General features: G+C 73.2%; 10 protein-coding genes. 5 read left to right on the top strand and 5 right to left on the bottom strand.

The annotated features are described in order from the left end of the window. Positions 1–5 precede the first annotated feature (5 nt). Complete coding sequence (locus E0F75_RS13325) at positions 6–1,361, bottom strand: aldehyde dehydrogenase (protein WP_187622721.1); 1,356 nt, start codon at positions 1,359–1,361, stop codon at positions 6–8. 47 nt (positions 1,362–1,408) lie between these two features. Continuing rightward, complete coding sequence (locus tag E0F75_RS13330) at positions 1,409–2,773, bottom strand: glutamine synthetase family protein (RefSeq protein ID WP_187622722.1); 1,365 nt, start codon at positions 2,771–2,773, stop codon at positions 1,409–1,411. A gap of 89 nt (positions 2,774–2,862) precedes the next feature. Here E0F75_RS13330 and E0F75_RS13335 point away from each other — a divergent pair, with 89 nt between their 5' ends. The 3 genes from E0F75_RS13335 to E0F75_RS13345 all read left to right on the top strand — a co-directional run bounded on the left by E0F75_RS13335 (position 2,863) and on the right by E0F75_RS13345 (position 5,926). Continuing rightward, positions 2,863–3,591, top strand: a complete 729-nt coding sequence (locus E0F75_RS13335; protein ID WP_073914967.1) for a FadR/GntR family transcriptional regulator — start codon at positions 2,863–2,865, stop codon at positions 3,589–3,591. A 117-nt stretch (positions 3,592–3,708) separates the two neighbouring features. Continuing rightward, positions 3,709–5,163, top strand: coding sequence for an ethanolamine permease (eat, locus tag E0F75_RS13340; RefSeq protein WP_030316063.1), 1,455 nt, complete (start codon positions 3,709–3,711; stop codon positions 5,161–5,163). A 73-nt stretch (positions 5,164–5,236) separates the two neighbouring features. Then, positions 5,237–5,926 carry a gamma-glutamyl-gamma-aminobutyrate hydrolase family protein gene (locus E0F75_RS13345; protein ID WP_187622723.1) on the top strand — a complete coding sequence of 230 codons (690 nt, stop codon included), beginning with the start codon at positions 5,237–5,239 and terminating at the stop codon, positions 5,924–5,926. Between the two features lie 44 nt (positions 5,927–5,970). Here the strand turns inward: E0F75_RS13345 and E0F75_RS13350 are convergent, their stop codons facing one another. Then, on the bottom strand, positions 5,971–7,284 hold the full coding sequence (locus E0F75_RS13350; RefSeq protein ID WP_187622724.1) for a C45 family peptidase: 1,314 nt from the start codon (positions 7,282–7,284) through the stop codon (positions 5,971–5,973). Beyond that, positions 7,281–8,735, bottom strand: a complete 1,455-nt coding sequence (locus E0F75_RS13355; RefSeq protein ID WP_187622725.1) for a cytosine permease — start codon at positions 8,733–8,735, stop codon at positions 7,281–7,283. Before E0F75_RS13355 ends, E0F75_RS13350 begins: the two co-directional genes overlap by 4 nt. A 69-nt stretch (positions 8,736–8,804) precedes the next feature. Here E0F75_RS13355 and E0F75_RS13360 point away from each other — a divergent pair, with 69 nt between their 5' ends. Together E0F75_RS13360 and E0F75_RS13365 are read left to right on the top strand one after the other, a co-directional pair. Next, positions 8,805–9,458 carry a TetR/AcrR family transcriptional regulator gene (locus E0F75_RS13360; protein WP_187622726.1) on the top strand — a complete coding sequence of 218 codons (654 nt, stop codon included), beginning with the start codon at positions 8,805–8,807 and terminating at the stop codon, positions 9,456–9,458. Between the two features lie 143 nt (positions 9,459–9,601). Further along, positions 9,602–11,230, top strand: a complete 1,629-nt coding sequence (locus E0F75_RS13365) for an amidohydrolase (protein ID WP_187622727.1) — start codon at positions 9,602–9,604, stop codon at positions 11,228–11,230. A gap of 180 nt (positions 11,231–11,410) precedes the next feature. Here E0F75_RS13365 and E0F75_RS13370 read toward each other — a convergent pair whose 3' ends face one another. Further along, positions 11,411–12,412, bottom strand: coding sequence for a LysR family transcriptional regulator (locus tag E0F75_RS13370; protein ID WP_229312662.1), 1,002 nt, complete (start codon positions 12,410–12,412; stop codon positions 11,411–11,413). Positions 12,413–12,461 lie beyond the last annotated feature (49 nt).

The raw sequence follows: 12,461 nt of genomic DNA on the forward strand, positions 1-12,461 counted from the left end.
TGTGCTCAGGCCTCCGTGCTGATGAAGACGTTCTTGGTTTCGGTGAAGGCGGTCAGGGCGTCGGGGCCGAGTTCGCGGCCGAGGCCGGACTGCTGGTAGCCGCCGAACGGGGTCCAGTAGCGGACGCTGGAGTGGGAGTTGACGGAGAGGTTGCCGGCCCGGACGGCGCGGGAGGCGCGCAGGGCGCGGCCGACGTCCCGGGTCCAGATCGAGCCGGACAGGCCGTACTCGGTGGCGTTGGCGAGGCGGATCGCGTCGGCCTCGTCCTCGAAGGGGAGGACGACGGCGACGGGTCCGAAGACCTCCTCGACGGCGCAGGGGGCGTCCTCGGAGAGGCCGGTGAGGACGGTCGGCGGGAACCAGAAGCCGGGGCCCTCGGGGGCCTTGCCGCGGATGCCGGGGAGGTCGTCCGGCACGTAGGAGCGGACGCGGTCGAGCTGGGCGCGGGAGATGAGCGGGCCCATCTGGGTGCGCTCGTCGGCGGGGTCGCCGACGACGATCTCCTCGATCGCGGGGGTGAGCAGCTCCATGAAGCGGTCGTACACGCTCCGCTGGACGAGGATGCGCGTACGGGCGCAGCAGTCCTGGCCGCTGTTGTCGAGGAACGACATGGGCGTGGCCGCGGCGGCGGCTTCGAGGTCGGCGTCGGCGAAGACGATGTTGGGGCTCTTGCCGCCGAGTTCGAGGGTGAGCCGCTTCACCTGGCCGGCGCACTTCGCCATGATCGACTTGCCGACCCCGGTGGAGCCGGTGAAGACGATCTTGGCGACGCCGGGGTGTTCGACGAGGGCGTTGCCCGCGACCGGGCCGGTGCCGGGGAGGACCTGGAAGAGGCCTTCGGGCAGGCCCGCCTCCAGGGCGAGTTCGGCGAGCCGGAGCGCGGTGAGCGGGGTGGTCTCGGCGGGCTTGAGGAGGACGGCGTTGCCGGCGGCGAGGGCGGGTGCGGTGGCCCAGGCGGCGATCGGCATGGGGAAGTTCCAGGGGGCGATGACGCCGACGACACCGAGCGGTTCGAGGATCGTGACGTCCAGGCCGCCGGCCACCGGGATCTGGCGCCCGTTGAGGCGCTCCACTCCCCCGGCGGAGAAGTCGAGCAGGTCGCGGACGTTGCCGGCCTCCCAGCGGGCGTTGCCGATGGTGTGGCCGGCCTCGGTGACTTCGAGGCGGGCCAGTTCCTCGACGTGGTCGTCGACGACGGCGGCGAAGCGGCGGAGCAGCCGGGCGCGGTCGGCGGGCGCGGCTGCGGCCCAGCCGCGCTGGGCGGCGGCGGCCCGTGCGACGGCGGCGTCCACGTCGGCCGGGGTCGCGGCGGGGACGGTGGCGACCGGCTCCTCGGTCGCCGGGTTCAGTACCTGGAGCAACTCGTTCCTCTCAGAGGCGTACGCGGGGAAGGTCCGGATCCTCCGGGTCAGTGGCGTTCGAAGGAGCGGCGCAGTTCCCAGTCCGTCACGGCCGCGTCGAAGGCGTCGAGTTCGACGCGGGCCATGTTGCGGTAGTGGGCGACGACCTCGTCCCCGAAGGCGGCCTTGGCGATCTCGCTGGTCTCCCAGAGTTCGGCGGCCTCGCGCAGGGTGGTGGGCACGTGCGCGTACTCGGCGGTGTAAGCGTTCCCGGTGCAGGGCTCCGGGAGTTCGAGCTGCTGCTCGATGCCGTACAGGCCGGCGGCGACCAGGCCGGCGACGGCGAGGTACGGGTTGACGTCGCCGCCGGGGAGGCGGTTCTCGAAGCGGGTGGAGCGGCCGTGGCCGACGACCCGGAGCGAGCAGGTGCGGTTGTCGTGGCCCCAGGCGACCGCGGTGGGCGCGAAGGAGCCGGGCTGGAACCGCTTGTAGGAGTTGATGTTGGGGGCGTAGAGGAGGGAGAAGTCACGGAGGGCGGCGAGCTGTCCGGCGAGGAAGTGCCGCATGGTCGCGGACATCCCGTGCGGGTCGTCCCCTGCCATCACGTTCGTCCCCTCGGCATCCTGGAGGGAGAGGTGGATGTGACAGGAGTTGCCCTCGCGCTCGTTGTACTTCGCCATGAAGGTGAGCGAGTAGCCCTCCTGGGCGGCGATCTCCTTGGCGCCCGTCTTGTAGACGGCGTGTCCGTCGCAGGTGACGAGGGCCTCGTCGTACTTGAAGGCGATCTCGTGCTGGCCGGGGTTGCACTCGCCCTTGGCGGACTCGACGGTGAGTCCGGCGCCGGTCATCTCGTTGCGGATGCGGCGCAGGAGGGGTTCGATGCGTCCGGTGCCGAGGACGGAGTAGTCGATGTTGTACTGGTTGGCGGGGGTGAGGTCGCGGTAGTTCGCGTCCCAGGCCTGCTCGTAGCTGTCCTTGAAGACGATGAACTCGAGCTCGGTGCCGACGTGCGCGGTGAAGCCGTGCTCCGCGAGTCGCTCCAACTGGCGCCGGAGGATCTGGCGGGGCGCCGCGACGACGGGGGTGCCGTCGCCCCACGCGAGGTCCGCCGTCACCATGGCGGTGGCCTCGTTCCAGGGGAGTCGGCGGAGGGTGGTGAGGTCGGGGTGCATCGCGAAGTCGCCGTAGCCGCGGTCCCAGGAGGACATCTCGAAGCCGTCGACGGTGTTCATCTCGGTGTCGACGGCCAGGAGATAGTTGCACCCCTCGGTGCCGTGGCCGAGTACCTCGTCCAGGAAGAACGGGGCGGCGAACCGCTTGCCCTGGAGCCGCCCCTGCATGTCGGGGAAGGCCAGGACGACGGTGTCGATCTCGCCGCTCGCGACGAGGGCACGGAGCTCCTCGACGGTGAGCGGGGGTTTGCGGTCTGCCACGGGATTGCTCCTCCTTCGGCCTGCCGGAAGCCATAAGGTATTGCGGAAGACCATTGCTTGGGAAGTGCTGACGAGAGGGAATCGACAACGTGGCCAGTACGAGTGAATCGGCGGACCGGCTGACGCCCGTGCTGCGGCCGGTCCGGGCGGGCAACGGCTTCGAGGAGGCCCTGGAGCAGATCCTCCAGGTGGTACGGCTCGGACTCGTGCCCGGCGGGGAGCGGCTGCCCGCCGAGCGGGAGCTGGCCGACCGGATGGGGATCAGCCGGGTGACCCTGCGCGAGGTCCTCAAGGTCCTCCAGGAGCAGGGCCTCGTGGAGAGCCGGCGCGGCCGCTACGGCGGAACGTTCGTGCTCCCCCGCGTCCAGACCGCCGACGAGGACGAGCTGCGCCGCCGTATCGCCACGGTCGACATGGAGGACACCCTGCGCTTCCGGGAGGTCCTGGAGGTCGGGGCCGCCGGGCTCTGCGCGGCCCACGGTCTCGACGCGGCGGGCGCCGAGCGGCTGCGGACGGCCGTGGCGGCGACCCATGACGCCCCGCTGGCCGACTACCGCCGCCAGGACACCCTGCTCCACCTCACCCTGGCCGAGCTCTCCGGCTCGCCGACGCTCACCGCGCAGTACGCCGCCGTACGGGCCACCGTGAACGACCTGCTGGACTGCATCCCGCTGCTCGTGCGCAACCTGGAGCACTCCCAGCACCAGCACACCGCCCTGGTGGAGGCGGTCCTTGACGGAGACGCGGACGCGGCGCGCGAGGTGATGCGGGAGCACTGCTCGGGGACGGCTGCGCTGCTCCGGGGGTTCTTGACATGAGACGGGCGCCCTCGGGTACGTAACCCGAAAGTAACGCACGGGGGTTGCGCTCTCACGTCTGCACCGCAAAGGTATGGCACCAATCCATTGGGCCCGTTGCGGGGAGCTGACGCTGCCATGACGCTCGAAGAAACCACCGGGAGTTCCGGAGGCACCACCCCACCGCAGGACGACTACCTGGAGCGCCGCGCACTGCGCCGCGGCAGCGCCGGGTGGCTCCTGCTCACCGGGCTCGGCGTCGCCTACGTCGTCTCCGGGGACTTCTCCGGCTGGAACATCGGCCTCTCCAAGGGCGGCTTCGGCGGACTCGCCATCGCCACGGTCCTGATGGGCGCGATGTACGCCTGTCTGGTCTTCGCCCTCGCCGAACTCTCCGCCATCCTGCCCACCGCGGGCGGCGGTTACGGCTTCGCCCGCCGGGCGCTCGGCACCTGGGGCGGGTTCCTCACCGGCACCGCGATCCTCATCGAGTACATCCTCGCGCCCGCCGCGATCTCCATCTTCATCGGCGACTACGTCGAGTCCCTCGGCCTGTTCGGCCTGGAGTCCGGCTGGCCCGTCTATCTGGTCTGCTTCGCGCTCTTCATCGGGATCCACCTGTGGGGCGTGGGCGAGGCCCTGCGCTTCAGCCTGATCGTGACGGCCATCGCGGTCGCGGCGCTCGTCGTCTTCGCGCTCGGCGCCCTCACCGACTTCCACGTCGACGGACTGAACGACATCCCGGTCGACGGCGAGGCCTTCGGGGCCAACTCCTGGCTGCCGTTCGGTCTCCTCGGGATCTGGGCGGCGTTCCCCTTCGGCATGTGGTTCTTCCTCGGCGTGGAGGGCGTGCCGCTCGCCGCCGAGGAGGCGAAGGACCCGGTGCGGTCGATGCCGAAGGCGCTCGCGATCTCCATGGGCATCCTGGTGCTGCTCGCCGTGATGACCTTCTTCGCCGCGACCGGGGCGCGCGGTGCGGCCGCCGTCCAGGAGGCGGGAAACCCGCTGGTCGTGGCGCTCCAGGGCGACGGGGAGCCGACCGCGCTCAGCCGTTTCGTGAACTACGCGGGCCTCGCCGGTCTGGTCGCCTCCTTCTTCTCCCTCATCTACGCCGGCTCGCGCCAGCTGTTCGCCCTCTCCCGGGCGGGCTACCTGCCCCGGTTCCTCTCCCTCACCAGCCGCCGCAAGTCGCCGTACCTGGGACTCCTGATCCCCGGCGCGATCGGCTTCGCGCTGGCCGCCGGGACCGGGGACGGGGCCCGGATGCTGAACATCGCCGTGTTCGGCGCCACCATCTCGTACGCCCTGATGGCGCTCTCCCACATCGTGCTGCGGCGCCGCGAGCCCGGCCTGCACCGGCCGTACCGCACACCCGGCGGCATCGTCACCTCGTCGGTGGCGTTCGTCCTGGCCCTTTCGGCCCTCGTCGCGACCTTCCTGGTGGACCGGACGGCGGCGTTCATGGCACTCGGGGTGTACGCGATCGCCCTCGCCTACTTCGCGTTCTACAGTCGACACCATCTGGTGGCCAGGGCGCCCGAGGAGGAGTTCGCCGCGCTCGCGGCCGCCGAGGCCGAGCTCGCACGCGACTGACCGTCCGTACCCGATCCCCTACCCCGCGCCCCCTTCCCCCGCCCCCGTACACCGCTCTCCTGGAGGACGTTCCGTGTCCAAGCCGCTCATCGGCGTGACCACCTATCTGGACCAGGCCCGCTGGGGCGTGTGGGACATGCGGGCCGCGCTGCTCCCCGCGCCGTACCCGCGGCTCGTCCAGGAGAGCGGGGGGATCGCGGTGATGCTGCCGCCCGACGCACCGGAGGCCGCCGCGGCGGTGGTGGCCCGGCTCGACGGACTGGTGATCGCGGGCGGGGCGGACGTGGAGCCCGTACGGTACGGGGCCGAGCCCGACTCCCGTACCGGCCCGCCGGCCCGGGAGCGGGACGCCTGGGAGCTGGCCCTGATCGAGGCGGCCATCGCCTCGGGGACCCCGCTGCTCGGCATCTGCCGGGGCATGCAGCTCCTGAACGTGGCCCGGGGCGGGACGCTGATCCAGCACCTGGACGGGCACGTCGAGGCGGTCGGGGTGATCGGCCGGCACGCGGTGAAGCCGGTGCCGGGGAGCCGGTACGCCTCCCTGGTGCCCGAACTCGCCGAGGTCCCGACCTACCACCACCAGGCCGTGGACCGGCTGGGCTCGGGGCTCGCGGTCTCCGCCCACGCGGAGGACGGCACGGTGGAGGCGGTCGAGCTGGCCGACCCGGACTGGGTCCTGGGCGTCCAGTGGCATCCGGAGATGGGCGACGACCTGCGGGTGATGCGGGGCCTGGTCGAGGCGGCGGGAGTACGCCGGGACTGAAGGTCCCGCGCGGCACCGGTGCGCGGTGGTGGGCGCGCCCCGCCTCAGCGCCGGGGTGCGGTGAGCGGGGTCCAGGTCCCGGGCCCCGCCGAGCAGGGGCCTCCGTCGTGCACCCTCAGGCGCCGCTCGGCCGGGTCGACGGCCACGGTGGCGAGGGTCGCCCACCGGCTGCCGAGTCGGCCTTCGGCCGGGGCGTGGCAGCACACCTCGGCACCGTCGTCCCGATGGGCGGTGAGCAGTCCGACGAGCGACTCCGGGCCGAGCGCCGCGCCGTCGGACGCGTCCAGGCCGGATGGCTCCGGGCCGGACGGGTGGCGACCGAACGCGTCCCGTCCGGCTGTCTCCAGGCCTGCTGTCTCCAGGCCTGCTGTCTCCAGGCCTGCTGTCTCCAGGCCTGCTGTCTCCAGGCCTGCTGTCTCCAGGCCGGACGTCCCCGCGTCGGACGTCCCCGCGTCGGACGTCCCCGCGTCGGACTCTTCGGTGCCGGGCCCGCCGCCGTGGGTGAGCACGCGTTCCGTGAGCAGCCGGTGGCGGTCGTACGTCTCCGGCTCCCGGCGGCCGCGCAGTTCCCCGGCGGCCAGGGCCGGGGCGAGGAAGTGGTTGGTGCGCACGAGCCAGCCCCGGTCGTCCGGGGCGACCACGGCCGAGCCGGCCGGGGCGAGTTCCACGGACGCGGCCCGGTCCGCGGTCACCACGGTGACGACCGTGGAGGCCGAGACGGGGGCGCCGGTCAGCATGCCGACCGCCTCGGCGAACGATCCGGCCGCGCCGAGCACCTGACGGGCGACCAGGTGGACGGGCACTCCGGTCGCGGCGTCGTCCGCGTGGCCGAGGATGTTGAAGAGCACGCCCACGCCCGCCTCGTTGACGCCGATCTTCGCGAGGATGCCGTACTCGGTGATCCCGGCGAAGCCCTGGGCGTCCCCCGCCACGGTCTGGAGGTGCCAGGCGTCGGCGAGCTCCTGGTGCCAGTCCCAGCACTGGCCGCCGGTGGTCCGGGGGCCGACCCGGACGAGGGTGGAGCACTCGCCCGTGCGGGGCGCGCCGGCCTCGGCGAGGATCTCGGTGCGGGCGTTGAGCGCGGCGATCGTCCAGAACGGCATTCCGGCGCCCTCGGCGACTCCCTCCATCTCGGCGACGAGCTCCGGAGCCCAGGCCCGGGCCGCCTTGACGGTGCGGAGGGCGAGGGCGGGCACGTCGAGCGTCCGGGCGTTCCCGGCGGCGACGGTCGCGAAGAGTTCCTCGTACACCTGCCACGCGCGCGTGATGTCGGCGCGGGCCTGCCGGCCGCGGTCCTCGCCGCGTCGGCGGGGTGTGTCCCCGGTGATCCGGAGGGTCGTACGGCGAGGGCTGTTCACGCCTCCGCCCGGGCGGCGAGCAGGGTGCGGTCCTTGCGCATGAGGAGGGCGTACAGGGCGGCGGCGACGACCATGCCGACGGGGAGGGAGAGGTCGATGCCGCCGAGGGCGGCGGCGACCGGGCCCGTGTAGAGGGTGTTGACGCAGAGGGCCGCCGCGGTGACGCCGGCGACGAGCGCGAGGGCACCGGCCGGGTTGACGCCGGCTTTGTACCAGAAGGGGCTGCCGGGGGTCTCGTCCGAGAGCGCGAGGCCGTCGTAGCGGCAGCGGCGCAGCAGGACGTCGGTGGCGTAGACCGCCATCAGGGGGCCGATCAGGACGGTGATCACCTGGAGTGCGTTGCTGACGGTGTCGAGGAAGTTGGAGACGAGCAGCCCGTAGAGGGTGAGGGCGACGGCGACGGCCCCGTCGAAGAGGACGCTGACGGAGCGTCGGATGCGGAGGCCGACGGCCTGGAGCGCGAGTCCGGCGCTGTACGCGGTCAGGGCGTTGATGGAGATGGTGCCGAGGACCAGGGCGAGCAGGAAGACCGGGACGAACCAGCCGGGCAGGATCTCCTGGAGCGCGGTCTGCGGGTCGGTCATGTCGACGGCGGTGGCGGCGAAGGCGCCGAGCGAGCAGACGACGACGCTGGGCAGGAAGGCACCGAGCGCGTTCCAGCCGATGATCGCCTTCTTCGAGGCGGTGCGGGGCAGGTAGCGGGAGAAGTCGGCGCTCGTGGTGTACGAGAGCGGGCCCGAGGCGATCATCGTGGTGCCGGCGAGGAGCAGGGCCCAGAGCTCGACTCCGCCGGGCTGCTCGGCGGGGGCGTACGAGAAGTCGGCGTGCCGCAGGACGGCGAACGCGACGACGGCGAAGGCCCCGGCGAGGACCAGGGTGATCGGCAGGTACAGCTTGATGATCAGGCCGTGCCCGTAGACGCTGATGATCAGCGTGAGCGCGGCGATGACCACGATGACGGCCACCTTGACGGGGGTGTCGGCCGTGATGCCGGCCCTCTCGACGAGCGCGAAGGCCGCGGTGGCCGCGGCGGCCAGGTTGAGGGCGAAGTAGCAGACGGAGACCAGCCAGCCGCCGACCGCGTTGTTCACACGGTTGCCGAGGACGCCGTAGACGGCCCGGGTGATCACCTCGCTGGGTGCGCCGGCGGCCGGTCCCGAGGTGGCGAGGAGGCCGGGGAGCAGCCAGAACAGGTTGCCCACGACCGTCACGGCGACGGCCTGCCAGAGGTTCAGGCCCATCAGGACGAGGGCTCCGCCGATGACGAGGCTGAGGTAGTTGACGTTCGCCGCGGCCCACACGGAGAAGAGCTCGCGGGGGTGCCCGTGGCGCTCGGACTCGGGGATGTGGTCGATGCCGTGCGCCTCGATGCGGCCGGGCCGATCGGTCTCCTGCAAGGCGACCTCTGCGCCCTGAGGGCCTGGGAGCGGGTCGGGGATCGTGGAAGCCATGCGGCCCTCCGGATGCGTGTGGTGCCCACCTGGTTGCTTATTGGTCGCACACTCAATAGCATCGCGGTTATGTCGTCAAGCGTCCAGCGCAAGAGAGTTCGGAAAACACCCGAAGCCCGGCGGGCGGAGATCGTGGAGACCGCCGCACGCGTCGCCCTGACCGAGGGGCTCGAGTGCGTCACCCTCCGGCGGATCGCCGAGGAGCTCGCCGTACGACCCGGTCTGATCAGCCACTACTTCCCCTCGGCGGAGGATCTGGTGGGCGAGGCGTTCAGCGTGGCCGCCACCGGTGAGCTCGACGCGCTGCTGCCCGCCGAGCGCCCCCACGGGACCCCCACGCAGTGGCTCGCGCACTACTTCGCGCTCTCGGCGGGCGAGGCGTACGACGACATCAGCCGCCTCTGGATCAACGCCCGGCACCTCAGCCGCTACCGGCCCGTCCTGCGCGACCGGGTCACCGAGCAGGAACTCGCCTCCGACGACCGTCTGGAGCAGCTCATCCGCGAGGGCGTCGCACGCGGCGAGTTCCACACGGAGGACCCGCGTGCCACCGCCATCCAGATCCTGGTGGTGCTCGACGGCCTCGGCGCCCACGCCAACTCCGACCGGACCGACCGGCCGGAGGCCGTGACCCGGATGGCCCTGACCACGGCGGAACGCGAACTCGGCCTGCCGCACGGCGCGCTGACCGACGTACCGCCGCCGACCGAGCCCGCCGCCTGACCGACCCCGACACCGAGGCCACCCGCGAGCCGGCCTGACCCGTCCCTACGCCGAGGCCACCCGCGAGCCAGCCTGACCGACCCCTTCGTCGAGGCCCCCGCGGGCCTCCGCACCCGTCCCTTCCTGGAGCCCTGGAGCCACCCGTGCGCACCCGACTCGTCCTGCTCTCCGCCCGTCTGCTCGACCCCGGCACGGGGGCGTTCCTGCCCGAGACCGCGCTCGCCGTCTCCGACGACGGCCGGATCGCCGCCCTGGGCGACGACCGCGAGATCCGCGCGCTCGCGGGACCCGCCACCACCGTCGTGGACCTGAAGGGCGCCGTCGTCACCCCCGGCCTCGTCGACGGGCACCTGCACCCGGTGTCCGGCGCCGAACTGACCCACGGCCTCGACCTGTCGTACTGCTCGGACCTCGACGACGTACGCGAGGCCCTCGCCCGCGAGGTCCGGAACCTCGGCCGGGGCGACTGGCTCTTCGGCTGGGGCCTCGACCCGAACGTCTTCGGCGACCACCCCGTGGGCATCGCCCCCTTCGACGCGGTCCTCGACGGCGTCCCGGCGTTCCTGCTGCTCTTCGACGCCCACTCGGCGCTGGCCAGCCGGCGGGCGCTCGGACTCGCCGGGGTCGACGGGCCCCGCACCTTCGACCAGGCCTCCGCCGAGGTCGTCTGCGACGCCGACGGACGCCCGACCGGACTGCTCCAGGAGGACGCCGCCTGCGAGCTCGTCGAGCGGGTCGCCCCGCGCCCGAGGCCCGAGGAGAGCCGGCAGCGGCTCGCGGCGGCGCTGCGGTCCATGGCGGCGGCCGGACTCACCGGCGGTCACGCCATGGACGCCAACGGCGAGAGCCTCGCGCTGTACGGGGAGCTCGACGAGGCCGGTGAACTGGCGCTGCGGCTCCGGGTGGCGCCCTGGTGCCAGCCCGGCACCGACGCGGACGGCGTACGGGACCTCATCGCGCGGCAGGGCACGGGCGGCGCCCTGTGGCGGGTCGCGGGCGTGAAGCTCTTCATGGACGGGACCATCGACAACGGCACCGCGTGGCTGGAGCGGCCCGACTGCCACGGCGAGTCCACGCACGCGTTCTGGCCGGACCCCGCCGCGTACACCCACATCATCGGGGAGCTGCACCGGGCCGGGATCGCCACCGCGACGCACGCCATCGGGGACGCGGCCGTGCGGCACGTGCTCGACGCCGTCGAGAAGGCGCGCGGGGGCGGCGGCAGCGAGGTGCGGCACCGGGTCGAGCACATCGAGACGGTCCCGGACGACACGCTGCGCCGCTTCTCCGAGCTGGGCGTGCTCGCCTCCATGCAGCCCACGCACTGCTGCGACTTCACCCGCGCCGACCACACCGACAACTGGTCGCGCCGCCTCGGCGAGGAGCGCGCCTCACGCGCGTGGCGCTGCCGGGACCTGGCGGACTCCGGGGCCACGGTGGTCCTCGGCTCCGACTGGCCGATCGCGCCGTTCCCGCCGCTCGGCGTGATGGCCGGCGCGCGGCACCGGCGCCCGAGCCGCGACCTCGGACAGGCGCCGCACGGTCCCGAGCAGGCACTGACGGCGCTGGAGGCGCTGCGGGGCATGACGACGGCGGCGGCATACGCGGCGGGCGAGGAGCACGAGGCGGGCCGGCTCGCGCCGGGCTTCCGCGCCGACCTGACGGTCTTCGGCGACAACCCCCTCACCACACCGGCGACGGACCTGCCTGACCTGCCGGTCCTGCTGACGGTCCTGGACGGAGGGATCACGCACCGGGCCGCGGGGGTCTGATCCGCCACCCTGAGCCGTTCCCCGGCCCGGTTGTTCAGGCCGTCCTGTGTTCAGCCCGTCGGGGTGTTCAGGCCGTCGGGTGTTCAGCCCGTCGGGGTGTTCAGGCCGTCGGGTGTTCAGGCCGTCGGGTGTTCAGGCCGTCCTGCGTTCAGCCCGTCGGGCGTTCAGCCCGTCCGGTGTTCAGCCCGTCGGGCGGGCGCGGGTCAGGGAGAGCAGGTCGCGGGCCGGGCCGGTCGGGCGGTGGCCGGTGGGCCAGACCGCGCGGAGGTCACGGCGCAGCTCGACCCCCTCGACGGGGATCGCCACCAGGCGCCGCGAGGCCAGTTCCTCGGCGATCGCGAGCTCGCTGAGGACGGCCGGCCCGGCCCCGCTGACCGCGGCGGCCTTCACCGCCGTCGTGGAGGCGAGTTCGAGGAGCGGCCGCGCGAGCCCGCCGTGGCCCGAGAGCGCCGCGTCCAGGACCTGCCGGGTGCCCGAGCCCCGTTCCCGCAGGATCAGCGGGGTCGCCGCCAGCTCCGCCGGGTCCAGCGGGCCGCGGCGGCGGGCCCACGGGTGCGAGGGCGCCGCGACGATCACGAGCCGGTCGTGCGCCACGACCACCCCGTCGAGGCCGTCCGGCACCGCGAGCCCCTCCACGAAACCCATGTCCGCCTCGTTCGCGAGGAGCCGCTCCGCGACGACCGCCGAGTTTCCGGCCTGGAGCGACACCGCCGTGTCGGGACGGTCGCCCCGCAGCGCGATCAGCCAGCCGGGCAGCAGGTACTCGGCGATCGTCATCGACGCGGCCACCCGCAACCGGGAGTCCCGCCGCCCACGCAGCGCCTGGGCACCCGCGTCGAAGGCCTCGGCCGCCTCGACGATCCGCCGCGCCCAGTCGGTGACGAGCGCACCCGCGTCGGTGAGCCGTGAGCCGCGCGGCGAACGGTCCACCAGGGCCACGCCGAGCTGCCGCTCCATCGAGCGGATCCGGCTGCTGGCGGCCGGCTGGGTGATGCCGACCTCACGGGCGGCGGCGCCGAGGCTCCCGTGCCGGGCGACGGCCAGGAGCAGTTCGAGCGCCCCGAGATCCGGGACCCGGTGATGGAGCTGCGCCCTGACGTCGGAGCCGTACGCCTCGGTCCGGCGCCCACCCGTGTGCTGTTCCTCGTGCCGCTCCCCGCGATGCTCCCCGCTGCTGCTCATAAAGCCAGCTTATGACGTCATAGCCGCAAGATCCCTGGTGGGGGCCGGG

Source organism: Streptomyces sp. CB02980 (genome assembly GCF_014451325.2).
GTDB lineage: Bacteria > Actinomycetota > Actinomycetes > Streptomycetales > Streptomycetaceae > Streptomyces.